This is a genomic window from Streptococcus halichoeri, from assembly GCF_019774635.1.
GTDB lineage: Bacteria > Bacillota > Bacilli > Lactobacillales > Streptococcaceae > Streptococcus > Streptococcus halichoeri.
Window position 1 is genome coordinate 1,141,659 of sequence record NZ_CP081502.1, and the last position, 25,446, is coordinate 1,167,104.

General features: G+C 42.5%; 20 protein-coding genes. 14 read left to right on the plus strand and 6 right to left on the minus strand.

Features of this window, described 5'->3' with window-relative positions; all coding sequences use genetic code 11:
• Positions 1-22 precede the first annotated feature (22 nt).
• Positions 23-781 carry a triose-phosphate isomerase gene (gene tpiA / locus K5J94_RS05520; RefSeq protein WP_159549243.1) on the plus strand — a complete coding sequence of 253 codons (759 nt, stop codon included), beginning with the start codon at positions 23-25 and terminating at the stop codon, positions 779-781.
• Positions 782-1,309: 528 nt separating this feature from the next.
• Here tpiA and K5J94_RS05525 read toward each other — a convergent pair.
• From K5J94_RS05525 to K5J94_RS05540, 4 genes are all read right to left on the minus strand, one after another.
• Positions 1,310-2,542: an aminoacyltransferase gene (locus K5J94_RS05525; protein ID WP_159565040.1), complete on the minus strand. Its 1,233-nt coding sequence runs from the start codon at positions 2,540-2,542 to the stop codon at positions 1,310-1,312.
• Positions 2,539-3,765: an aminoacyltransferase gene (locus K5J94_RS05530; RefSeq protein ID WP_221912593.1), complete on the minus strand. Its 1,227-nt coding sequence runs from the start codon at positions 3,763-3,765 to the stop codon at positions 2,539-2,541. The genes K5J94_RS05525 and K5J94_RS05530 overlap by 4 nt, the downstream gene beginning before the upstream one ends.
• Position 3,766: 1 nt before the next feature.
• Positions 3,767-4,576, minus strand: a complete 810-nt coding sequence (gene yidA / locus K5J94_RS05535; protein ID WP_159545279.1) for a sugar-phosphatase — start codon at positions 4,574-4,576, stop codon at positions 3,767-3,769.
• A 148-nt stretch (positions 4,577-4,724) separates the two neighbouring features.
• Positions 4,725-6,038, minus strand: coding sequence for an HD domain-containing protein (locus tag K5J94_RS05540; protein WP_221912594.1), 1,314 nt, complete (start codon positions 6,036-6,038; stop codon positions 4,725-4,727).
• Positions 6,039-6,134: 96 nt separating this feature from the next.
• Here K5J94_RS05540 and K5J94_RS05545 point away from each other — a divergent pair, with 96 nt between their 5' ends.
• Both K5J94_RS05545 and K5J94_RS05550 read left to right on the plus strand, forming a co-directional pair.
• The gene (locus tag K5J94_RS05545; RefSeq protein ID WP_221912595.1) at positions 6,135-6,527 is read left to right on the plus strand and encodes a DUF1934 domain-containing protein; all 393 of its coding nucleotides are present in this window, start codon (positions 6,135-6,137) and stop codon (positions 6,525-6,527) included.
• Positions 6,528-6,916: 389 nt separating this feature from the next.
• On the plus strand, positions 6,917-9,598 hold the full coding sequence (locus tag K5J94_RS05550; protein ID WP_221912596.1) for a cation-translocating P-type ATPase: 2,682 nt from the start codon (positions 6,917-6,919) through the stop codon (positions 9,596-9,598).
• Between the two features lie 167 nt (positions 9,599-9,765).
• On the opposite strand, the gene K5J94_RS05555 is transcribed toward K5J94_RS05550, so the two are convergent.
• Positions 9,766-10,143 carry a hypothetical protein gene (locus K5J94_RS05555; protein ID WP_159565048.1) on the minus strand — a complete coding sequence of 126 codons (378 nt, stop codon included), beginning with the start codon at positions 10,141-10,143 and terminating at the stop codon, positions 9,766-9,768.
• Between the two features lie 225 nt (positions 10,144-10,368).
• On the opposite strand from K5J94_RS05555, the gene K5J94_RS05560 reads away from it, so the two are divergent.
• From K5J94_RS05560 to ftsX, 4 genes are all read left to right on the plus strand, one after another.
• Positions 10,369-12,279, plus strand: coding sequence for a fructose-1,6-bisphosphatase (locus K5J94_RS05560; protein WP_221912597.1), 1,911 nt, complete (start codon positions 10,369-10,371; stop codon positions 12,277-12,279).
• Between the two features lie 300 nt (positions 12,280-12,579).
• A protein-coding gene (prfB, locus tag K5J94_RS05565; RefSeq protein ID WP_167547772.1) for a peptide chain release factor 2 occupies positions 12,580-13,681 on the plus strand; the annotation gives its coding sequence in 2 pieces (ribosomal slippage) (positions 12,580-12,651 and positions 12,653-13,681; 1,101 coding nt in all).
• A 32-nt stretch (positions 13,682-13,713) separates the two neighbouring features.
• Positions 13,714-14,406 (plus strand): cell division ATP-binding protein FtsE, encoded by a 693-nt coding sequence (ftsE, locus tag K5J94_RS05570; protein ID WP_159544310.1) that lies wholly within the window; start codon positions 13,714-13,716, stop codon positions 14,404-14,406.
• Positions 14,399-15,328: a permease-like cell division protein FtsX gene (ftsX, locus tag K5J94_RS05575; protein WP_159549261.1), complete on the plus strand. Its 930-nt coding sequence runs from the start codon at positions 14,399-14,401 to the stop codon at positions 15,326-15,328. The genes ftsE and ftsX overlap by 8 nt, the downstream gene beginning before the upstream one ends.
• A gap of 282 nt (positions 15,329-15,610) precedes the next feature.
• On the opposite strand, the gene K5J94_RS05580 is transcribed toward ftsX, so the two are convergent.
• Positions 15,611-16,246: an MBL fold metallo-hydrolase gene (locus K5J94_RS05580; RefSeq protein WP_159565052.1), complete on the minus strand. Its 636-nt coding sequence runs from the start codon at positions 16,244-16,246 to the stop codon at positions 15,611-15,613.
• Positions 16,247-16,422: 176 nt separating this feature from the next.
• Here K5J94_RS05580 and K5J94_RS05585 point away from each other — a divergent pair, with 176 nt between their 5' ends.
• From K5J94_RS05585 to whiA, 7 genes are all read left to right on the plus strand, one after another.
• Positions 16,423-18,879 carry a bifunctional DnaQ family exonuclease/ATP-dependent helicase gene (locus K5J94_RS05585; protein ID WP_221912598.1) on the plus strand — a complete coding sequence of 819 codons (2,457 nt, stop codon included), beginning with the start codon at positions 16,423-16,425 and terminating at the stop codon, positions 18,877-18,879.
• A 30-nt stretch (positions 18,880-18,909) separates the two neighbouring features.
• Positions 18,910-19,380 (plus strand): cell wall elongation regulator TseB-like domain-containing protein, encoded by a 471-nt coding sequence (locus tag K5J94_RS05590; protein WP_221912599.1) that lies wholly within the window; start codon positions 18,910-18,912, stop codon positions 19,378-19,380.
• Positions 19,377-20,555 carry a pyridoxal phosphate-dependent aminotransferase gene (locus K5J94_RS05595; RefSeq protein ID WP_159564088.1) on the plus strand — a complete coding sequence of 393 codons (1,179 nt, stop codon included), beginning with the start codon at positions 19,377-19,379 and terminating at the stop codon, positions 20,553-20,555. The genes K5J94_RS05590 and K5J94_RS05595 overlap by 4 nt, the downstream gene beginning before the upstream one ends.
• A 296-nt stretch (positions 20,556-20,851) precedes the next feature.
• Positions 20,852-22,198: an asparagine--tRNA ligase gene (asnS, locus tag K5J94_RS05600; RefSeq protein ID WP_159564087.1), complete on the plus strand. Its 1,347-nt coding sequence runs from the start codon at positions 20,852-20,854 to the stop codon at positions 22,196-22,198.
• Between the two features lie 450 nt (positions 22,199-22,648).
• Positions 22,649-23,530, plus strand: a complete 882-nt coding sequence (gene rapZ / locus K5J94_RS05605; protein ID WP_159564086.1) for an RNase adapter RapZ — start codon at positions 22,649-22,651, stop codon at positions 23,528-23,530.
• Entirely contained in the window at positions 23,527-24,504 is a 978-nt protein-coding gene (locus tag K5J94_RS05610) for a YvcK family protein (protein ID WP_159544294.1), read from the plus strand. Before rapZ ends, K5J94_RS05610 begins: the two co-directional genes overlap by 4 nt.
• Positions 24,501-25,412 carry a DNA-binding protein WhiA gene (gene whiA, locus K5J94_RS05615; RefSeq protein ID WP_159560913.1) on the plus strand — a complete coding sequence of 304 codons (912 nt, stop codon included), beginning with the start codon at positions 24,501-24,503 and terminating at the stop codon, positions 25,410-25,412. Before K5J94_RS05610 ends, whiA begins: the two co-directional genes overlap by 4 nt.
• The last annotated feature ends 34 nt before the right edge of the window (positions 25,413-25,446 follow it).

Here is a 25,446-nt window from a genome sequence, read left to right on the forward strand (position 1 = left end):
AAAAAGAGAAGAGGTATGTGAAATGTCACGTAAACCAATTATTGCCGGCAACTGGAAAATGAATAAAAATCCTCAAGAAACACAAGCTTTTGTTGAGGGTTTAGCTGGTAAATTACCAACTGATGGCCAAGTAGAAGCAGCAATCGCAGCACCAGCGGTTGACCTTAATGCTTTGCTATGGTTTGCAAAAGATAGCGACCTTAAAGTAGCTGCGCAAAACTGCTATTTTGAAGATGCCGGTGCCTTCACTGGGGAAACAAGTCCAAAAGTCTTAAACGAAATGGGTGTGGATTATGTGGTGATTGGTCACTCAGAACGTCGTGACTATTTCCACGAAACTGATGAAGACATCAACAAAAAAGCCCATGCTATCTTCCGCAATGGTATGACTCCAATTATTTGTTGTGGGGAATCCCTTGAAACTTATGAAGCTGGTAAGGCAGCTGAATTTGTTGGCGGCCAAGTATCAGCAGCTTTGAAAGGCTTATCAGCAGAGCAAGTGGCTTCACTTGTTTTAGCTTACGAACCCATCTGGGCAATTGGCACAGGCAAATCAGCTACCCAAGATGACGCTCAAAATATGTGTAAGGCAGTACGTGATGTTGTGGCAGCAGACTTTGGTCAAGAAGTTGCAGACAAAGTTCGTGTCCAATATGGTGGTTCTGTAAAACCAGAAAATGTAGCATCATACATGGCTTGCCCTGATGTTGATGGTGCTTTAGTTGGTGGTGCCTCTCTTGATGCTGAAAGCTTCTTAGCTTTATTAGACTTTAATAAATAACAAATAAGTAGTGTCTGGGACAACAATTGGACAGACAACTTAAAAAGGCGAACCCTATCGAATTCTGTTCAACTGCTATGTCACTCTTTCACTGGATTAGTCCAGTAAAAGAGGTGCATATCACAACATAAAAAACGATGGGGTTCGTTTTTTTTTATGGCTTAGTCAATTTCGTAGAGCTAAATAGTAAAGAATGTCTAAACGAAGAAAGCTTGTGGGCCCAGGCCCTTATCAGCGAAGTGGTGGGGGGAAATGCCAAACTAAGCCTGTGAGAGAATGCATCTGGTCGGCTTTTATGCTAAATGCCACGTTTAGCTGCTCACTGCAGGTGGTCAGTTCTTCTTTTCATGAGATTCTTCATCAGATGAGCAAGTTTTTGTCTAGACTTTCTTCAGGCAAAAAGCGATGGTTACATTGTTTTAGTCTTTCTAGTTTGCGAGCAATTAAAAAGGACCAGCAACACTTAGTTTTACCTAGGTTTCTGGTCCTTTTGCCATCAGTTGCTCTGGGTTTGGGAGCGTTTTGATGCTAGGTTCGTCTTAAGAGTTTTTTGAGGCCCTTAATCAGTTTGTATTTAAAGGGGTTGGGATAAAAGGTAAATTTGCCATAATGACGAGTAATATAGCCATTAAAGTTTTGCTTAAAGCCTAAAACGCCATCACTACCGTCAAAATCACCGGCAATTCCCAATAAATTATAGGTGGGGATACCACGACGAATGGCTTCAAGCATGATATGCTCTTGTAAGACAGCCGGAGCATAAAATTTATTAAATTCAGGGTAGGACCCACTAAAGAAATAAACCGCTTCTTGCTTGGTAAATAAGAAAACGGCTCCGCAAAGCACAACGTCTTGATCCTGATACTTGTCAATGAAGGTTTGGGCCTCGGCCTTACGCGTTTCGAAGGTTTGGTATTGACTAGAAAATTCCTTATATTGGTTGTTTTTCTTTTCCGAGGTAGGGTTGTCTTGTAGGGCGGCCTCTAGTTTGGTCAGTTTTTGCTTGAGCTTAGCCTGGTCACGTTCGAGATTTTGGTAATAGTCTTTAAAATTGAGCGTAGCTACAAGAAACTGGGCCTGATCACCAAAGCTATCATAAAGGTATTGATAATATTCTAGTGGTTTATCATTATAGTCCCTGCGATTAGAAGTAGCAGTGGTGATTTCCTTAAGGATCGCTAATTCTTCGCGCTGCAAGTGTCGAATTTTAGTCCCAAAACTCTTGGCTTTTTTGACCAAGGGTTTGCCTTTTTTGCTGAAGGATTTCAAGAGATCTTTTTCTGTCAAGCCTTCAAGTGACTTGAGATAGTGCCAATCACCGATTTCCATACCATTAGTTAAGCCTTGATAGTGGTAACCTGCCTCTTCAAAAATCTGCTGAATCTCTAGATGGGGTTGGGAGGTAGGTTTACCATGATCATCAAAGTATTGATAAGCTTGATAGGGTTTAATTTCCACTTCCATAACTTTTTTACGAGTCATGTAGCCTTTTAATTCTAAAAGAAAGGGCTTGAGAAAGCTAATGTCATTAAAAATGGGTCCAAAATGAATCTCGGCATGAAGGCCGCCTGCAACAGGGGTGCTGTAGATGAGACTAGAGACTTGTAATTGCCCTGCTGGATCTTTGTAGCCTAGGAGTTCGACCTCATAGCCTCTTTTGCGCAGGAGCTTAGCCATGCCATCGGATTGTTCGAAGTAGCGTTCTGAGACAGCATTAGCATGTGCTTCAAATTGGTCGTCACTTAAATGTACTAATGTCATGAATGTTTACTCCTCATTTGTTTTCTAATAGAGTAGGCCAGCATGGCCGGCTTATGAAGCGGACTAACAGGAATCGTAAACTCACCAGCGAATTCTTCAATCATTGGATTTAAGCGTGCTTTGAATTGATAAAGACCACCGTCTAGGTTGTTTTCAACACCACCCATATTTTGCCAAGCGCAGCCCCGTCGAAAAGCTTCCTTGGCAGTTTCATACCAGGTTAGCAAGGGGGCTTGATATTGGCGGTAGCTATCATCCATCCCTGCATAGAGATTCTCTGAGGTGTCGCCAAAGATCAGTGACAAGGTAGCAGCTAAAGGAACGACACTTTTGCCGTCTTTGCGGGCTGAGTTAATAAAATCAACTTCATGATTTAAGCGTTCTAGCTGGCGATTGACATCCTTGACTTTTGTGACACGTGTATTTTCTGTAAAGGTAGCTTTGGTTTGTTCCAATTTGCTAATTTGTGTCTCGAGCTCGGCTAAGCGCTGTGGTAAATTGAGCTGGGCCATGGTGATGTAGGACTGATTAGGGTAAGTCGCTAATAATTTCCGATAGTAATCAATGCCTCGCAGATGAATGCTTTTGCGCTCTTGCGTTTTGGCCATCAGCGCAGCAAAATCTTCAAGTAATTCTTCCCCACCATAAATCACCTCAACACCCTTGTTTTTGGCGGAGCGGATCGCTTGTTTTGTTTTCTTTGGTAGGTTATCAAGAGAAAAAGCTTGCGCATACAAGTTAGCCTGAACACGGGGTTGGATTGTTTGGGTTAAATCTTTGGTCGGCCCACTCCATTCCACACCAATTTTGGTCAGAAATGTGACGATAGAAAGGTTCAATTCATTTTCTTCTTGGTTTTCCTCAGGTGTTCCAGCTGGGTATTGTTTTAAGTGCAAAAGAGGATCACATTTGATAAATAGGGCATGCTGCTTGCGGCCGTAAGCTTTTAAAGTGGAGATGACAAAAGCCACCAACTCATAGCTGGTGTAATCCATGATTGGCCCTCTTGGAATGTAAATCATGGTAAAGCCAGCAGGTAGGGACTTGATTAAAAGCGAAGCGGTGGCCACTAAGTGGTCATTTTCGTAAAAACCAATCCGTTGGTTGCTCCAATTGTCCTTGATGATAGCCCAGTTGGAACTTTGGAGAAGATTACTTTGTGGGTGGGAGGCCACAAAAGCATCATGTTCTTGGGCTGATATTCCAATTTTATAAGTATACATATTATTTTAACACCCATTGACGGATAGCGTAAGCCACGCCACTGTCGTTATTTGACTTGGTAATATATTTGGCAATTTGCTTTAATTCTGGGACGCCATTTTCCATGACCACAGGATTGCCAACAACTTCTAACATGGCGCGGTCATTTTCGGCATCACCAATGGCCATGGTATCTTCCATTGCAATGCCTAGTTTTGCAGCCAGGTGCCTAATGGCCGCCCCTTTACTAACTGATTTTTTCATAAATTCTAGGTAAAAGGGAGTAGACTTGACAATGTTATAGTGGTCGTACAATTCCTCAGGAATTTGACTGATGCCCTTGTCTAGGACCTCTGGTTCATCAATCATCATGATTTTGACAATATCTTTATCAACCATTTCTTCTGGGGTGCGATAAAAAATGGGCATGCCAACAAGGGTTGCTTCGTGAACTGTGTAGTGGCCAATATTACGATTAGCAGTATAAATGCCTTCTTTGGTGATAGCGTGCATGTGTAGGCCGATCTTGCGGCTGAGGTATTCCAGTGTCAGATAGTCTTGATAGTCTAGCTTTTCTGAAACAATTTCATTGCCGGTAGCTGTTTCTTGCACCAATCCGCCGTTAAAGGTAATAACATAATCGCCGGTATTTTGTAAATTTAAATCGGTCAATAGTTGCTTAACACCAGCGATTGGCCGGCCAGTTGCAATGACAATTTTGACATCTTGTGCTTTGGCTTCTTGAACAGCTTGGTAAACATCGTCTGTGATTAAACGACTGTCTGTCACTAAGGTGCCGTCAATATCAACGGCAACAAGTTTGATTGACATTATATTCTCCTTGTCTCATAAAAAATACGAGGTAAAAGCATCCACATCTTATCTTACTAAAAATCGAGGTATTTGTCATGAAAGACAGAGAATAAAACCCTTTTTGTGGGATGTAAGCGTTTTTCCAAGAAGAAAAAACCCTTCATTTTTAAATGAAGAGTTCTGATTGGGGCTGGAAGTGCTCGTTTTTTATATTGGCTTGAAACTTTAGCTTGGTTGCAGCAAAGAGATCTTCTGCTTGCAGCATTTCTTTGGGAAAATAAAAGCGGCGATCACCATAATTGGTTCCAGTCAAAGATTGGACGATAGGTGAAAGCTGAGATAGCTCAGCTAGTTGGCCATCTGTTTGGAGCATTTCAATCTGGGTCCGTGGATTAGCTATTTCTGGGCGATAAACATCGTAAGGTAAATCAAAATTAACATGGATACCAGTATAATAGTCAGGATCAAAACCAACGGCTTCAACCAATTGGCGTAACTTGGCAAGAGCTGCGGTATCTGCTTCATCAAAGGTGATTGATTTTAAGATTTTACGATTAATAAAGCGACTAGCTAAGTCGGCTAAAATGGCATCAGAGCTGGTCATCCAAGTCTGGAAATAGGTATTTAGGACACCATCATCTAAGGCTAGATAGTCAGCTAGTTGAAATTCATTTTGCATAAAAGGTAGTAAAAGCGGCGCTGTTTTTTCAAAATAGCTACTATTGTTTTGATAGAGACACTTAGCTCGTTTTAAGAGGTTCTGTAAAATCAGCTCAACACCGCGACTAGCTGGATGAAAATAGACCTGCATGTACATTTGGAAGCGGCTGACAATATAATCTTCAACGGCGTGCATGCCAGAACGATCAAATGCGATGCCATTTTCCACAGGACGAATCACGCGTAAGATCCGCATCAGGTCAAATTGGCCATAGTTGGCTGCTGAGAAGTAAGAGTCCCGCAAGAGATAATCCATGCGATCACAGTCAATTTGACTGGAGATGAGTTGGATAACCTGTTTATTAGAATAAGTATGATTGATGACACTGGCAACTTTATTGGGAAAATCAGGGGCAAACCGTGTTAAGACAGCATTAATTTCTGTTTCAGGACTACAGATGATTTCCTGGGTCATGACTTCGTGGTCAGTGTCAAATAATTTTTCAAAAGTATGAGAATACGCTCCGTGCCCAATGTCATGGAGCAGGCCAGCTGTCATTGTTACTAACGTTTCTGCTGGATCCCAGAGTTTGGGGTATTTTTCCTCAAATATTTCAGTAACGCGGCGGGCAATTTCATAGACACCAAGGCAGTGTGAAAATCGGCTATGTTCGGCACCGTGAAATGTAAAAGCTGTTGTAGGCACTTGTTTAATGCGTCGTAGACGCTGAAATTCTTTAGTGTTAATCAAGTCATAGATGAGCTGGTGATTGACATGGATATAATTGTGGACGGGATCACGAAAAACTTTTTCATTCATATGATTATTATACCAAAATTTCTGAGGAAAAATTGCTAAAAAAGCAGGAAATTGGTAAAATAAGCCAGATACAAAAAAGCTTAGAAGTGGGAAGAGATGAAATTACAACTGCGCAATCGCATCCAAATAGGTCAAGAAACTGAAGAAATCGTTGAGGCCTATTCTTGTCAGCTCACCCAAAAGGGTGCTTATTGGTATGTGACGTATAAAAATGCCGAAGATGAGACTGTCTTGATAAAATGCAACGCCTCTGAGATGATTATGACGCGTTACACTAGTCCTAAGACTGTTATGCGATTTGGGAAAAATCAGACCTGGCCCTATACTATCGCAACGCCTTTAGGTTTACAAACATTTGAGACGGTTACTCACACTTATCAGTGGTTAGCTGAGACTAAATGCTTGTCTATTTGCTATGACCTCAAGCAAGCAGCTAGTGATACCCTATTTGCGAGTTATCATTTACAACTTTTGCTTGTGGATGACTAAACGTTTACTGACTTATGCAGGTTTTTGTCGGTCTACTGCTCATAGAAGTGCCTGTGGACTGTGATACCAAGAAGGGTTGTCTAGATAAGCAAATAAAAGAGGGTGTTTTCCGGTGTGATATGTACGCTTAGTTGCTTAGCGATTGTCCCATGTAGGGTGTTAGCAAACCTTGAAGTTAGCAGGGCTATGACTTGTTTTTTCAGGTCAAATCCATTATAATAGAGTTCATTCAAGGGAGTAGCCAACGGTTTACCGTGATTGTGTCGTCAATACGGAAGTTTAACTTTTCCGGTGCAATCTGAAACAGCGAGACTTGTTTAGTACATTAAACAGGTTTTTTTATATCTTATTTCTGTCTAGGTCTAAAAAAACCAAAGGAGGAAAACAATTTGTCGAAAGAACAAAAGCACGAAGCGTATTACACGCTGACTAAAGAAACTGTCCTTTCCCAATTAGAATCAAGCACGGATGGCTTAACCACAGAGCAAGCCAAGACACGGCTTGAAGAATATGGACGCAATGAACTAGAAGAAGGCGAAAAAAGAAGCCTTTTGATGAAGTTTTTGGATCAATTTAAAGATTTGATGATTATTATCTTGGTTGCGGCCGCCTTGCTTTCAGTGGTCACAGAAGGTTCCAAGGGGTTAACAGATGCCATCATTATTTTGGCGGTAGTTATTCTCAATGCAGCTTTTGGTGTTTATCAAGAAGGCCAAGCAGAAGCGGCGATTGAAGCCTTGAAATCCATGTCAAGTCCACTGGCTCGTGTTCGCCGCAATAATCATGTGGTTGAGCTTGATTCCAAGGAATTGGTACCAGGAGATATTGTGTTATTAGAAGCTGGTGATGTGGTTCCGGCTGATTTACGTTTGTTAGAGGCGAATTCATTAAAGATTGAAGAAGCAGCCTTAACGGGTGAGTCTGTTCCTGTAGAGAAGGACTTGCAGGTGCAAGTTGCTGCTGATGCAGGGATTGGCGATCGTGTTAATATGGCCTATCAAAATTCCAACGTGACTTATGGTCGTGGTCTTGGAGTGGTGACCAACACGGGGATGTACACAGAAGTTGGGCATATTGCAGGAATGCTAGCAAACGCTGATGAAACGGCAACACCACTCAAACAAAATCTCGATAACCTTTCTAAAATTTTAACCTATGCCATTTTGGTGATTGCGGCTATTACTTTTGCTGTTGGTGTATTCTTGCGTGGGGAGTCACCGCTAGAAGGGCTGATGACCTCAGTTGCCTTAGCAGTTGCGGCTATTCCAGAAGGCTTACCAGCTATTGTGACAGTTGTCTTGTCTTTGGGAACGCAAGTCCTAGCCAAACGTAATGCCATCATCCGCAAACTCCCTGCCGTAGAGACCTTGGGATCAACAGAAATTATTGCATCTGATAAGACGGGGACGTTGACGATGAACCAAATGACTGTTGAGAAGGTCTATGCCAACGGTCAATTACAGGATGCAGCGCAAGCCATAGCAGAAGATAGTCCTACTTTAAGGATTATGACCTTTGCTAATGATACAAAAATTGACCAAACCGGCAAATTGATCGGAGATCCAACAGAGACGGCTCTCGTTCAATTTGGTTTAGATCATGATTTTGATGTGCGAGATTGGCTGAGCAAGGAACCCCGTGTGGCAGAGCTTCCTTTTGATTCGGACCGTAAGCTGATGTCAACGATTCACAAGCAAGCAGATGATCGGTATTTTGTAGCGGTTAAAGGTGCCCCTGATCAGCTCTTGGAGCGCATTACCCAGATTGAGGAAAATGGCCAGGTGCGTGCTATTACTGCAAAAGATAAAGAGACGATCTTAGCAACCAATAAAGACTTGGCTAGGCAAGCGCTTCGGGTCTTGATGATGGCCTACAAATACGAAAGCCAGGTGCCAACTCTCGAATCGGATGTGGTTGAATCGGAGCTAATTTTTGCTGGGCTAATTGGGATGATTGACCCAGAACGCCCTGAAGCAGCGCAAGCCGTCAAGGTGGCTAAAGAAGCTGGCATTCGCCCTATTATGATTACGGGCGACCATCAAGATACTGCGCAAGCCATTGCGAAGCGCTTAGGAATTATTGAAGACGATGGTGTTGATCATGTCTTTACTGGCGCTGAACTAAATGAACTAACAGATGAGGAATTTCAAAAGGTCTTCACGCAATATTCTGTCTATGCGCGTGTTTCGCCTGAGCATAAGGTGCGTATCGTCAAAGCTTGGCAAAAGGCTGGCAAGGTTGTTGCGATGACAGGTGATGGGGTTAATGATGCACCATCATTAAAGACTGCTGATATTGGTATTGGCATGGGGATTACCGGTACAGAAGTTTCAAAAGGGGCTTCTGATATGGTCCTTGCCGATGATAACTTTGCCACCATCATTGTTGCAGTAGAAGAGGGACGTAAGGTCTTCTCTAACATTCAAAAAACGATTCAGTACTTGCTATCAGCAAATATGGCTGAAGTTTTGACGATTTTCTTAGCGACTTTATTTGGTTGGGATGTGCTGCAACCAGTGCACTTACTTTGGATTAATCTGGTAACAGATACGCTGCCAGCTATTGCTTTAGGAGTAGAACCGGCTGAACCTGGTGTGATGAAACATCAGCCGCGTGGTCGTAAGTCTAACTTCTTTGATGGCGGGGTTAAAGAAGCCATTATCTATCAAGGGCTTTTCCAAACCCTCCTTGTTCTAGGTGTCTATGGCTTTGCCTTAATGTTTCCTGAGCATGCTAGTCACAGAGAGATTCATGCGGATGCTTTAACCATGGCCTATGTCACACTAGCACTTATCCAGTTAGTGCATGCCTATAATGTTAAATCGGTTTATCAATCCATTTTCACAGTTGGCCTCTTTAAAAACCGACTCTTTAACATTTCCATTCCTGTAGCCTTCTTCATGTTGATGGTGACAGTAGTTGTGCCTGGTTTTAATAAATTCTTCCATGTGTCACATCTGAGCCTCACCCAATGGGGTATTGTTATCATTGGTAGTTTGCTGATGGTGGTACTTGTTGAGTTGGTTAAAGCTATTTTGCGAGCAATTGGTCGTGATAAAAATGCTATTTAAATCATTCTAAAAAATGAGGTTGGGCGCGTGCCAACCTCATTTTTTTAAGCTCATTATTAACTCGATTAGTTGATATTAGCCAGCTGCACTTGTATAAGGAATCTGGTCAAAACATCAGGGACGGAGTGCCTGAGCTACGGATAGTGTTAAGCCTGGCTTATAGAAAATTAAGCTGATGTTTGCTTTTGCCAGCGGGTTTTGGGAATAAAAAATGAGCTAACAATGAGGACTAAGCCAACAATTGATAACCAAACGAGCAGAGCAGAGTCAAAGCTTAAGGTCAGATGAGCAATGACGATCAAAATGATACCAGTCAAAAAAGGCAGCAAATGATAGGGATTGTCAACAATGGTGAGCTGATCCTTAGCTGAAGCGGTAATGGTGGAGTGAAAACTATGCTTAATGGACAAGGTTTGCTTTTCTTTTTGGCTTTTAGGGAGAGTAATACTGTCATGGTTAGCTAGAATAGCTTTTTGATCCTGATCGATCAGGATAACCAATTTCTGGCCAAAGGCCGACCAGCGTGTCGCACGTTGAATAATCATAAGTTCTCCTTTAAATAGTCATGCTGATAATCAACTTTTTCAATAATTTATTATAGCATACGAGGCAATTTTGCATAGCCATCAAGCATGGTAGCAAGGAGATTTTGTAGTATTGTATCCGTTTTCTTGTTTTTACTGGTCATTTGACTTTAGAAACACTACAATGAAAAGTAGCAGGATGGATACGGCCTGCCAATTGCTGATGAAAGGGAACTGGGACGACTTATGTTGAATTATTACCAATTATTAAAGGAAAAATTTCCCAGCAAGTCTGCTGTGATGACGGAAATGATTAATCTAGAGGCCATTTGCCATCTACCAAAGGGGACCGAGTTTTTCTTAAGTGATCTTCATGGGGAATATCAAGCTTTTGATTACCTTATGCGTAGCGGTTCGGGTTCGATTCGTAAAAAGGTGATGGAATGCTTTTTGCAGCTTTCACAAGCACAGCTTGATACACTGTGTCAGTATATCTATTATCCTGAAGAAAAAATCGCTCTGCGCAAGCAAGAGACAAGTAATTGGCAAGCTGAGCTAACGGACTATCTGCCTTATGTGATTCGCATGGCCAAATATGCTGGTAGCAAGTACACACGTTCGAAAGTGCGCAAGCAATTACCGGCTGACTATGCCTATATTATGGAGGAATTGCTAAACGAAGAAAATCCAGACATCAACAAACAGGGCTATTATCAAGCGATTATCGCTAAGGTGTGTGAATTAGGCCAGCTTCCAGCTTTGTTTAGTGCCTTTGCTACCTTAATCCAGACCTTGTCTATTGATCATTTGCATGTGGTTGGTGATATTTATGATCGAGGAGCTTTTCCAGATTTGATTATTGATCGCTTGCAAGAGTTTTCGAAAATCGATATTCAATGGGGAAATCATGATATTACCTGGATTGGGGCTATGTCTGGTTCTTATATTTGCATGATTAATGTGATTCGCATTGCTGCGCGTTACAATAGCCTGGCCTTGCTTGAAGACCGTTATGGAATTAATTTACGTGGTTTGATTGACTATAGTCAACAGCACTTCACTGCTGAGCCAGTTTTTGATCCCATTTTAGATGGTGTCGCCATTACCGAAGAAAAACGTGTGATGCTAAATAAGTTGCAACAAGCAGCTGCTTTCTTGCAATTTAAATTAGAACACCAATTGGTAGCTAGGCGGCCAGAATTTGAGATGGATGCTGCCTTGTTATTTGATCAGATTGATCGCCAAAAGCAGACGGTTACCATTGAAGGTAAGGTATATTCTTTAACAGCTTTTCCCTTTGATCAGTTGGATTGGACCACCCCAGCACAGTTAACCAAAAATGAGCAGTTGCTGCTTGAGCACTTGTTACTTTGTTTTCAATCTTCTTTGCGTCTTAAAGAGCACATTGCCTTTTTAATGGATAAGGGGGCTATTTATCATGTGAGCAATAATCATTTGCTTTATCATGGCTGTATTCCCATGGAAGAAAATGGTGCTTTTAAAACCGTTCATTTGGCAGGTCAAGCCTTGTCTGGCAAAGCTTTACTGGATTTCTTTGAGCGTCGTGTACGAGCAGCGTACGACCAACCTCACCAGCATACTGATTTTAATACTGACTTATTTTGGTATCTTTGGTGTGGTCCGGGCTCATCTTTGTTTGGTAAAAACCGTATGACTACCTTTGAACGCTACTATATTCAAGATAAAGTTAGTCATAAAGAAATCAAGAATGCTTACTATCAGTTACGATCTCAAAAGTCAGTCTGCATTCACATTCTGAAGCAGTTTGGCTTAAATGAAACGGCTCATATTGTTAATGGGCACACCCCTGTCAAAGAGAAAAAAGGAGAAAAACCTATCCATGCAGAAGGTAAGATGCTCATCATTGATGGAGGCTTAGCCAAGGGTTATCAGCAAAAAACGGGGATTGCCGGTTATACTCTAATTTCTAACAGCTATGGTCTTGAAATCGTGGCCCATAAGCCCTTTATTTCTGTAGATGCTGTTTTAGCAGGCCAGGGTGATATTATATTTATTAAACGACTAATCGAAGAAGTACCTAATCGCACTCTTGTTAAAGAAACAGATAATGGGAAAGAGCTTCAGGCTCAGATTGAGGAATTATCTTATCTTTATCATCATTACGACCAATTTTAATGATTACAGCTTTTAATTTTCTAGGCGAAATTTCGGCTGTTATCAGGCTTTAATTTCTGTTACATTTCGTAACAGCTTAGTCTTGCAGTCTTTATAGTTTTCCATTATCATAGTAATGTGGTTCTTTGGTGGGTTTGCTGCTGGCTTAACATGAAGGGCTCTTGCCCCGTTACTCTTGCTGCGCCAGCAATTTTTCACGCAAATAAAAGAACAAGAAGGAAGGCTCATCCTAGAAAAAATAGCAAATCAAAAGACCATGTGATAAAATAAGTAAGATTATGGAATAAAACGAGGTAGACCATGGAAGTTGCAGAAATGCGTCAACAAATTGCAGAAAATAAAGAAAAGCTAGCCGGCTTTAGGAGGTCTCTTTGACTTAGATCGTCTAGAAGAAGACATCGCTTTGTTGGAAAATAAAATGACAGAGCCAGATTTTTGGAATGACAGCACTACGGCGCAAAAAACATCACAAGAATTAAATGCCCTAAAACTGAAATTTGACACCTATCATAACATGCAAGAACGCTCTGAGGAGACCGAATTGTATCTGGAAATGCTAGATGAAGATGAGTCTGTCAAAGACGAGTTGCAAGCTAGCCTAGCAGAGTTGGCCAAGATTTTGACCCACTACGAAATGACCCTGCTCTTGTCCGAGCCCTACGATCACAATAATGCCATTTTGGAGATTCATCCAGGCTCTGGCGGCACCGAGGCGCAAGATTGGGCCGACATGCTGTTTCGGATGTATGTGCGTTTTGGAAATGCCAAAGGTTTCAAGGTTGAAACGCTTGATTACCAAGCAGGTGATGAGGCTGGTATTAAGTCAGTTACCCTGTCCTTTCAAGGCCCCAATGCATATGGACTTTTAAAATCCGAAATGGGCGTCCATCGCTTGGTACGTATTTCCCCTTTTGATTCTGCTAAGCGGCGGCACACCTCCTTTACCTCAGTAGAGGTCATGCCAGAACTGGATGATACCATTGAGATTGACATTCGTGAAGATGATATTAAAATGGACACCTTTCGTTCAGGCGGTGCTGGTGGACAAAATGTCAATAAGGTTTCAACAGGGGTCCGCCTCACTCATATTCCAACAGGTATTGTCGTTGCCTCTACGGTTGACCGTACACAATATGGAAACCGTGATCGAGCGATGAAAATGTTGCAATCAAAGCTTTACCAAATGGAACAAGAAAAAAAAGCAGCTGAGGTCAGCGCGCTAAAAGGTGATAAAAAAGAAATCACTTGGGGCAGTCAGATTCGTTCCTATGTGTTTACGCCATATACCATGGTCAAAGATCACCGCACCAATTATGAAGTGGCCCAAGTTGATAAGGTCATGGATGGTGAGCTTGATGGCTTTATTGATGCTTACTTGAAATGGCGAATGTCAGACGACTAAGTGTAACTAGTAAATAAAGAAAGAAGAGTAAAATGGCATTAATTGAAATGAAGGGTGTTTCTAAGAAATACCATCGCTCAACCACAGCCTTAAGACATATTGACGTCTCGGTTCATCAAGGGGAATTTGTCTACCTAGTTGGTCCCTCTGGAGCAGGTAAGTCGACCTTTATTAAGCTTTTGTACCGAGAAGAAAAAGTAAGCAGTGGCTCTCTCTATGTCGGGGAGTTTGATTTGACTAGGCTAAAAGGCAAGAAAGTTCCTTTACTACGTCGCCATATTGGTGTTGTTTTCCAAGATTATAAACTCTTGCCCAAAAAAACGGTTTATGAAAATGTCGCCTATGCCATGGAAGTTATCGGTGAAAAACGACGCAACATCAAAAAAAGGGTACCAGAGGTGCTAGAGTTGGTTGGTTTAAAGCACAAGATGCGGTCCTTTCCGAGCCAACTTTCTGGTGGGGAACAACAGCGGGTTGCTATTGCGCGGGCAATTGTGAACAATCCCAAATTGTTAATAGCAGATGAGCCAACGGGTAACTTGGACCCAGAAATATCTTGGGAAGTTATGCAGACCTTAGAACGCATTAATCTTCAAGGAACAACAATTTTGATGGCCACTCATAATAGCCATATCGTCAATACACTTCGTCACCGCGTAATCGCAATTGAAGATGGTCGAATTATTCGTGATGAAGAGGAAGGAGAGTACGGATACGATGATTAGATATTTTTTCCGTCATATATGGGAATCCATTAAAAGCCTCAAACGTAATTTCTGGATGACCTTAGCGGCTGTTAGCTCAATTACGATTACTTTAACCTTAGTTGGTATTTTTGCAGCGACGCTATTAAACATCCAACGAGTGGCCTCAGGTGTTGAAAATAATATCCAAATTAATACTTATCTCCAAGTTGACTCAACAGATGCTGCCAAGGTTGTCAAAGATGCTTCTGGCAAGGAAATAGCCAACAAGAACTATCATAAGGTTTATGACCAAATTGCTGGTTTAACAGGTGTCAGACACATTAAGTTTTCTAGCAAAGATGAACAACTCAAAAAACTCCAAGACACCATGGGTGACGTCTGGAAATTGTATGACAAAGATACCAACCCCTTACAAGATATTTATGTCGTAGAGACTGACAAACCTTCTCAAGTCAAAAGCTTGAGCCGCAAAATCAAGACCCTGAGCGGTGTTGATGAGGTTGATTACGGGGGGATAAATTCAGATAAGCTGTTCAAGTTTTCTAACTTTATTAAAACCTGGGGCTTGGCTGGGACTTTTGTCTTATTGCTTATTGCGATTTTTCTCATCTCTAATACCATTCGCATCACCATTATGTCTCGTCAACGTGACATTGAGATTATGCGGCTGGTTGGGGCAAAAAATTCCTACATTCGTGGCCCCTTCTTCTTTGAAGGAGCCTGGGTCGGCTTTTTAGGAGCCATCCTACCTTCGCTCATAGTATTTTACCTCTATCAATATGCTTACCGTCAGTTTATGCCGGCTCTTCAAGTCAATGGACTTTCCATGTACCCTTTCCATAATTTTGCTTATCAGCTGATTGCCGCCCTCTTTGTGGTTGGCATCCTCATTGGCTCAATGGGCTCGGTGCTGTCAATGCGGCGTTACCTTAAATTTTAATCAAAGACCGGAAGTTGGCTTTTGCTCCAACTTCTTTTTTTCGGGTAAATAGCACAGCATCACTTCTATCTGCCATAGAAAAACCAGCCTTACTTGTTAAAGACTGGTTGGTTGATAGGTAACCTGGGAAAATCAGCACATCAAGGCCAGGCCACGAATGTGGTGTCCATGCCTTTCAAAAGAAAGACTGAGTTTTCCTCATCAGTGAAGGGTGCAGACTGGTAAAAGCATTATGTAACGTTTAGCGGAGTCAGCGCAGGACGAATGGTAACCAGCCTGTGCTTAGTGTAAAAAGGCATTAGCCATTTTCTCATGAGCAATAGTAGTTGGTGCGCCGTGGCCTGGATAGACCTGATAATGATTGGGTAGAGTTAGTAGCTCTTCTTTGATGGATTGCAGTAGCTGCGCATAATTGCCAGTTGGCAAATCGGTGCGCCCGATACTTTCTCGAAACAGGGCATCCCCGGTCAGAACGATTTGGTCCTGGGGGAAGATGATGGAAACCCCACCAATGGAGTGACCAGGCGTCTCTACCACCGTAAAGGTAAAGCCATGTAAGTGATAAGGCTTCTTAAATTGAAAATGTTCTTCAGCAGGTCGGGTCGCAATATCCGGTAGTTTAGCATGTCGTATAAGACCAGATAAATTATCCTTAGGACTTAAGAGCCAGTCAGCTTCCTTTTTAGCGACATAGACAGGTGGAAAGTTAAAGGTTTCGCGCACCAAATCCAAACTCATGATATGGTCATAATGGGTGTGGGTCAATAAGATAGCCACTAATGGTTGCTGGAAGCGTCGAATCTGCTTAATAATATCAGCGCCATTGCTACCTGGATCAACAAGAAGCAGAGCTTGTTCATTGCTTATGTAATAAGTGTTTTCACTAGCGATAGTATTTACTGTTTTGATAATTGCCATAGCCTTAGTCTATCAAAAAGCCGGCTATTTGTTAACTAAAAGAGTTAGTAACAGTGGGCTGATAGTGACCTTTAAGGCTGTCAAAAAAAGTCACAAGCAAAGCGATTTTCTAAAGCACCCTTAGCCAGAGTCCTCAGGTTTATTTTGTGGAGGAGGAATGATATAATAAAGCTATTATGACAGAGAAAACAGATTGTAAGTATGCAGTGGTAGATTTGGAAGCTACTAGCGCCGGGGTCAATGCCTCCATTATCCAAGTCGGTATTGTGATTATTCACAATGGCCGGATTATTGATACCTATCAAACTGATGTCAATCCACATGAGCCCCTAACCGACCATATTAAGTCTCTAACAGGGATTAGTGACGCCCAGTTGCAAAGAGCACCAGACTTTTCCCAGGTTGCTAAGCCAATTTTTGACCGCATTAAAGATTGTGTTTTTGTGGCTCATAATGTGACCTTTGATGCCAATCTACTAGCAGAGGCGCTTTTCTTAGAAGGTTATGAATTGCGGACACCGCGCGTAGATACAGTCGAATTAGCGCAGATTTTCTATCCCACACTTGAAAAATACACGCTTTCTCATCTCTCACAAGAACTCCATTTAGACTTAGCCGATGCCCATACCGCAATTGCTGATGCTAGGGCAACTGCTCAGCTTTTTTTGCATGTGCAAGCTAAAATCGCAAAGCTTCCTTATGAGACCTTGTCTTTGTTGGTACAGTATGCCGATAACCTGCTTTTTGAAACCGCAACCGTGCTAACCCAGGCTCTGCCATTTGCCCAAACATTTGATCCCAAGCACTACCAATTAGTGCATGGTCTGGTGCTTACAAGAGAAAGCGAGGCATTGCCCAGCTATCAGCTATCAAATGACTTTGCCATCAATGCAGCCTTACTTGGCTTGGAGGAACGGGCTCAGCAGATTGCATTTGCAAAGATTGTAACAGATGAGTTTGCAAAGCCAGAAGCGAGCTTTATTGAGGCCCAGGCAGGTATCGGTAAAACCTATGGGTATTTGTTACCTTTACTTGCAAAAGCAAAGCAAGAACAGGTCTTGATTAGTGTGCCAACCAAGGTATTGCAAGATCAGATTATGAGTAAAGAAGCGGCGCAGCTAGCAAAAACCTTTCACTTATCCTGTCATAGCTTAAAAGGACCAAAGAATTATCTTAAATTGGATTCCTTTAAAGCGAGTCTGGAGCAAACGGATACCAATCGTCTCATCAATCGCTATAAGATGCAGCTAGTCATTTGGTTATTAGAAACGAAGACGGGCGACTTAGACGAGATTAAGCAAAAGCAGCGCTATGCAGCTTATTTTGAGCAAGTCGCGCATGATGGCAATCTCCTGGCATCATCGCCTTTTTATGATGTGGATTTTTGGTGGCGCAGCTATCAAAAGGCGCAAAAGGCTCAGCTTTTGATTACCAATCATGCCTATTTCCTCCATCGAATCGAAGATGACAAGGACTTTGCACGTGGTAGGATTTTGGTGTTTGATGAGGCGCAAAATCTCATGCTGGCCATGGAACAATTGCTGCGGCAACAAAGTGACATTAAAGGGCTCATTGACCAACTTGATGAAAAACTTGCGACAACAGAAGTTATTTTGCAGCGTCGCTTATACGAAGGACTCCTCTTTGAATTAAATCACTTGGTCACTAAGTACCATCAGACAAGGATGCTTGAGCAAGCAGACTTTGCACCCTTAAAGCAGCTCCTAGCAGAAATAAAAGCAGCGCACATGCCCTTGCTTGAAGAGTGGACGAGCCTTGAGAACTGGGAGTTTTGGTTATCCAGCGACCGAAGTAGTGATAAGCGAATCACTTATCTCAATGCAACCAGTCCACAGCTGATTCGTTTTAGTGATTTTTTACCACAAACCACTAAAACCTATTTTATTTCAGCGACTTTGCAGATCAGTCAACAGGTCTCTTTAGCAAATTTATTGGGCTATGAAACGTATCAGGCAGCTTATCTTGCTAAGCAAGTGTTGCCGCAACAACGAATTTTTATTGATCAATCCATGCCCCTAATCTCTAAACTATCTGATCAAGCCTATACAGAAGCTATTGTCAATCGTTTAGAACGTTTACAGGATTTGCAGGTTCCTATTTTGGTTTTATTTAATGCCAAAAAGCATATGTATATGGTATCAGAGGAACTGGAAGGCCGTGATTTGGGGCACTTAGCTCAGGAAAAACATGGCACAGCCTATCACATCAAAAAACGCTTTGATAAGGGAGAGCAAGCACTATTACTTGGGGTGGGTGCCTTCTGGGAAGGAGTAGACTTTACCCATGCTGATCGCATGATCACAGTGATTACACGTTTACCATTTGACCATCCAAACGACCCCTTTGTACTGAAGATGAATGCGCATTTGCTAGCGAACCACAAGCAGCCCTTTACGGATTACTTTCAACCGATGGCGCTTTTAAAATTAAAACAGGCCATTGGCAGAACCATGCGACGACCCCACCAAAAATCGGCGGTTATCATCCTTGATAAACGTTTGCTAACCAAGACCTATGGACAGGAGATGACCGCGAATTTATCTGAAGAATTTATGGTTTCTTCGCAAAAAATCACAGAAGCCCTGCCCGCAATACAGCAATTTTTGCTATAATAGATAAGATCATATGAATTGGAGGCGTGTATGACCAATCCAAAACCAATAAGAACTTTCTTCTATTGGCTTTCTAGTATTGTTCTGTTAGGGAGTTTTGCCCTTACAATGTTTGGTTATGCCCCCATCAAGAATCGGCTCTTGTTAAAATCACAACTCGTTTCCTATGCTAAGTCTCAAACAGACTTACATGAAGTTAGCCGTATTGATGTGTACCATGGCAAGGCAACTTCTTACGCTATCTTTGGTCATAACAAGGCGCAATCCTCGATTATTGTGATCCTGCCAGAGCAAGCAGCTAAGCCAGAGGTTTATCAAGCTAATGATGGTATCTCTGCGCTAAAAGCGCGAGCCATTGCCCAAAAGGCTGGTGCAAAAGCAATCCAGACAACACGTCTGGGAATGGAGGATCATCAAATCTTGTGGGAAGTTAAAGCCAGGGGTGCCTTTTACTTGATTGATTTTCAAACGGGTGAGCTGGTGAGAAAGGAGGTCTTATGACCACATTGTCCAAACGCGTTTTAGACATGGAAGAAAGCGTTACGCTGGCTGCTGGCGCTAGGGCTAAAGCCTTGAAAGCTCAAGGACGAGATATTTTAAGCCTCACTTTGGGAGAGCCTGATTTTGTGACTCCAAAGAATATTCAAGCTGCAGCAAATCAGGCCATTGCTGATGGTCGGGCTAGTTTTTATACCCAAGCCAGTGGTTTACCAGAATTGAAGGCGGCTATTAAAGATTATTTTAACCGTTTCTATGGCTATGCGGTAAATCCTGATCAGATTGTTGTTGGTACGGGAGCTAAATTTGTACTCTATGCTTTTTTTATGACCGTTTTAAATCCCAAGGACGAGGTCATCATTCCAACACCTTATTGGGTTTCATATGCTGAGCAAATCAAACTGGCTGAGGGTGTTCCTGTTTTTGTGACAACGACACAGACCCATGATTTTAAAGTGACTGTTGAACAATTAGAAGCTGCCAGAACGAGAAATACCAAGGTGCTTTTACTAAACAGCCCATCTAATCCAACGGGGATGATTTATTCAGCAAAAGAGCTGCAGGCCATTGGTGATTGGGCGGTGGCTCATGATATTTTAATTCTAGCAGATGATATTTATGGGCGCCTGGTGTATAACGGCAATCGCTTTACGCCTATTTCTAGCTTGTCACAGTCCATTTGCAATCAAACCATTGTCATTAATGGGGTTTCAAAAACCTATGCGATGACAGGCTGGCGTGTGGGCTTTGCGGTTGGTGATAGAGCGATCATTGCTGGTATGGCCAAGATTATTAGTCAGACGACTTCAAATCTGACGACTGTTTCACAATATGCAGCCATTGAAGCCTTAACTGGACCACAAGATGCGATAGAGGAATTACGCCTAGCCTTTGAAGCTCGTCTAAATACCATTTACCCTCTCTTATGTGAGGTGCCAGGTTTTGAGGTGGTCAAACCCCAGGGTGCCTTTTATCTCTTTCCCAATGTTGCTAAAGCAATGGAAATGAAGGGGTATTCAGATGTTACCGCATTTACGAATGCTATTTTAGAAGAAGCTGGCGTAGCCCTAGTCACTGGAGCTGGCTTTGGTGCGCCAAACCATGTTAGGCTCAGCTATGCTACTGATTTACAAACTCTGACCCAAGCTATCCAACGCCTAAAAGCTTTTATGGGATAAGTCTAGTGAGTGTTGGAAAAGGTTGCACGAATTCTCCTAGCTCAGCTCAACCTGTAAGCAAAATCAAAGAGGATGACCGGTTTTTTAGGTTTGATTTGTGTTTTAAGATAATTGCGCCAGCTATTTATTTTGCCAAAGCAGGCGAGAAAGCAAGACTGCTGGTTGAGTTAGCGGTTTTGCTCGAGTAGCAGGCAAATAGGTCTTGGTAAAGCTTTGACTTTAGCCAAAGAAAATAGCACAGCAAAGCACACCACAGCATAGGATAAGAAGATTATTTAGATTAAGAAAGAGGAATCATGACAAAAAAATTAGTATCAATCATTGATGTGAAAAAGTATGTTGGCCAAGAAGTTACTATTGGTGCTTGGGTTGCCAATAAGTCTGGTAAAGGAAAGATAGCTTTCTTGCAATTGCGCGATGGCACGGCTTTCTTTCAAGCTGTTGCTTTTAAGCCAAATTTCTTGGAAAGCTTTGGCCAAGAAGCCGGAACTGCCAAGTTTGAGACCATCAAACACCTCAATCAAGAAACGTCTGTTTATGTGACGGGTCTTGTTAAAGAGGATGAACGTTCAAAATTTGGCTATGAATTGGATATAACAGATCTTGAAATTATCGGCACCTCTGCTGACTACCCTATTACACCCAAGGAGCACGGTACTGATTTCTTGATGGATAATCGTCATTTGTGGTTACGCTCGCGCAAGCAAATGGCAATCATGCAAATTCGTAATGCTATTATTTATGCTACCTATGATTTCTTTGATAAAAATGGTTTTATTCGTTTTGATAGTCCGATTTTATCAGGAAATGCCGCTGAAGATTCAACAGAATTGTTTGAGACAGATTACTTTGGCACCCCAGCCTTTTTGAGCCAATCAGGCCAACTCTACCTGGAAGCAGGGGCCATGGCTTTGGGGCGTGTCTTTGACTTTGGCCCTGTTTTCCGGGCAGAGAAATCCAAAACCCGGCGCCATTTGACAGAGTTTTGGATGATGGATGCGGAGTATTCCTTCCTAGACCATGACGAGTCGCTTGATTTACAAGAAGCTTATGTTAAAGCCCTGATTCAAGGTGTACTTGATCGTGCCCCACAAGCACTTGATATTTTAGAGCGCGATGTGGCTGCCCTAAAGCGCTATATTGCAGAGCCATTTAAACGCGTCTCCTATGATGAAGCTATTGACCTGCTACAAGCCCATGAAGCAGATGAAGACACGGATTATGAGCACTTAGAGCATGGCGATGATTTTGGCTCGCCTCATGAAACGTGGATTTCCAATTATTTTGGTGTGCCAACCTTTGTCGTTAACTATCCTGCCAGTTTCAAAGCCTTTTACATGAAACCAGTTCCTGGCAATCCAGACCGTGTCTTATGTGCCGACCTATTAGCTCCAGAAGGCTACGGGGAAATCATCGGCGGCTCCATGCGTGAGGATGACTATGATGCCCTAGTCGCCAAAATGGACGCCCTCGAAATGGATAAATCCGAATACGCATTTTACCTTGACCTTCGTAAATACGGCTCTGTCCCTCACGGCGGCTTTGGAATTGGAATTGAACGGATGGTGACCTTTGTAGCTGGCACCAAGCATATCCGCGAAGCCATTCCCTTCCCTCGGATGTTACATCGCATTAAACCTTAACTTTAAAGAACCTAAGAGAGTGGAACAGTTACCTGGATGTGGCAGCAAACAAAGCTGGTGGTTCGTTAGTTACAGCAGGTGAGCTTGCTTGCGCTTGACCATTAAGGGCATTTTGCTGGGCCGACTTCTTTTGGGGCTTGCGTTATGATGTTATTAGTAGAAAGGCTGAAGACGGTTGTCTCAGCCTCTTTCAGCAATGGTTAATAAGTAGCTCGCCATATTCTTGTCTTCTAGCCTGAGGATTTGCTATAATAAGAAAAGCAATACCTATTTTAGGCATCGGTTTTATTGATTTTGCATATGGCTTGCGCTGTCTTAGTTAGTTTGAGTCAAAAGGAGTAAGGAGAGTTACTATAGGGTGTTAACACCAAGCTGTGCCAAAGCATCAGCGATACCAATTAGAGATAAGACGACACCATAACTTGTTGTCTAAGAAGGAGAAGTTTCAAGATGACCATTAGCTTAGTGATTGTAACAGGGATGAGTGGAGCTGGTAAAACAGTGGCGATTCAATCCTTTGAAGATCTAGGGTATTTTACCATTGATAATATGCCACCAACGCTGGTGCCCAAGTTTATCGAAATCATCGAACAGACCAATGATTATAAACGTGTGGCTCTCGTTGTTGATATGCGCAGCCGCTCTTTCTTTAAAGAAATCAATCAAATCCTGGATCAGCTAGAAGCCAATCCCTCTATTGATGTGAAAATTCTCTTTTTAGATGCTACCGATACTGAGTTGGTTTCACGTTATAAAGAAACCAGGCGCAGCCATCCTCTTGCGCCCACTGGCCGGGTCTTAGATGGGATTCGCTTGGAACGCGAATTATTAACCCCCTTAAAAAGCCTCAGCCAACACTTAGTCGACACATCAGAGTTAACACCGCGAGAGCTACGGCAAACCATCGCGGCTCAATTTTCTGATGAGCAAAACTCCCTATCTTTTCGTATTGAAGTGATGAGTTTTGGTTTTAAATACGGTGTTCCCCTTGATGCTGACCTGGTCTTTGATGTGCGCTTCTTACCAAATCCTTATTATTTTCCTGAAATGCGTAACCAAACCGGCTTAGATGACCAGGTTTACGACTATGTCATGGACCAGCAAAGCTCAAAGGATTTCTATCGTCACTTATTAGCCTTAATCGAGCCAATTTTGCCCTTATACAAAAAAGAAGGAAAAGCAATCTTAACCATTGCCATTGGCTGCACTGGCGGTCAACACCGCAGTGTTGCCTTTACCCATCGCTTAGCTCAGGATTTACAAAAAAATTGGCCTGTGAATGAAAGCCATCGGGACAAAAATAAACGGAAGGAAACCGTCAACCGCTCATGAGAAAACCGAAAATCACTGTTATCGGTGGAGGAACTGGGATTCCTGTGATTTTAAAGCGCCTTCGCTCAGAAGATGTGGAGATTAATGCAGTTGTTACAGTGGCAGATGATGGCGGCTCCTCTGGTAAGATTCGCAACGCCATGCAGCTGGCCCCACCAGGTGACTTGCGCAATGTCTTACTAGCTTTAAGCGATATGCCAAAGCTTTACGAACAGGTCTTTCAGTACCGCTTTAACAAAGAAGATGGGGTGTTAGCTGGTCACCCTCTGGGAAATTTGATTATTGCTGGCATCTCTGAAATGCAGGGCTCTATCTCGAATGCCATGCAAATACTGTCCCAGCTATTTCATACCACTGGTAAAATCTTTCCCTCAAGTGAGCATGCGCTTACCCTACATGCCGTCTTCAAAGATGGTCATGTCGTCTCTGGTGAAAGCCATATTGCTAATTATCAAGGCATGATTGACCATGTTTATGTGACCAATTCTTACAATGATCAAGACCCCAAAGCCAGTCATCAAGTAGTTGAAGCCATTATGAACAGTGATATGATTGTACTAGGGCCAGGCTCACTTTATACCTCCATCTTACCTAACTTAGTTATCCCTGAAATCAAGGAGGCCCTCAAGGCCACCAAGGCAGAAATCGTTTATATTTGTAATATCATGACCCAGTATGGCGAAACGGAGCACTTTTCCGATGCTGATCATGTGGCTGTCTTAAACCGCCATCTGGGAGACAATTTGATTGATACTGTCCTTGTCAATCTTGATCAGGTCCCACAAGACTACATGGATTATAACAAATTTGATGAGTATCTCGTGCAAGTTGAACATCATTTTAGTGAGTTGAATCGCCTCGTCAAAAAAGTCATTTCATCCAATTTTTTACGCTTGGAAAATGGCGGAGCTTTTCATGATGGCGACCTGGTGGTTGAGGAATTAATGACCTTAGTTAAGGAACGACGGTTATGAGTTTCACAACAAAAATTAAAGAAGAGCTGATCCAGTTAGCTGCTCCCAAAAAGGAAGAGTTGGCAGCTATTATCAAACTATCAGGCAGTCTTAGCTTGTCAGCCAAGGGACTGCAGCTTGCCATCACCACTGAAAATGCCAAGACGGCACGTTATATTTATTCAGCCATTGAAGCCTATTATCAGATTGTTCCAGAAATCAAGTACCATCAAAAGACCAACCTTCGAAAAAATCGAGTGTATGCTGTAGTGGTTGAACAAGGCGTTGATGAGCTGTTAACAGATCTCCACTTAGCCGATGCCTTTTTTGGCCTTGAAACAGGCATTAGCCCTGAGGTTTTAAAAGATGATGATGCTGGTCGTGCTTATATCAAGGGTGCTTTTTTAGCGACCGGTACGGTGCGTGATCCAGAGTCAGGAAAGTATCAGCTAGAGATTTACTCAGTCTACTTGGACCATGCCCAAGACCTCGCACGCCTCCTGCAAAAATTTCTCTTAGATGCCAAGACACTGGAGCACAAAAACGGTGCCATCACTTACTTGCAAAAAGCTGAGGACATCATGGACTTTTTATTAATCGTCCAAGCTCTGGCCTGTAAGGAAGCATTTGAGTCAGTCAAGCTTTTGCGCGAAGCCCGCAATGACATTAACAGGGCTAATAATGCAGAAACGGCTAATATTGCTAGGACCATTACAGCCAGCATGAAAACCATCAACAATATTGTTAAAATCATGGATACCATTGGCCTTTCAAGCCTGCCCCTTGAACTCCAAGAAATAGCACAGCTGCGCATTACCCATCCTGATTATTCCATCCAACAAATTGCTGACACCCTTGAAACCCCTATTTCAAAGAGTGGTGTCAATCATCGTCTGCGCAAAATCAATAAAATTGCTGAGGAACTTTAGTGGACCTTTGGCATTATCCCAAGAAAGGAGAACC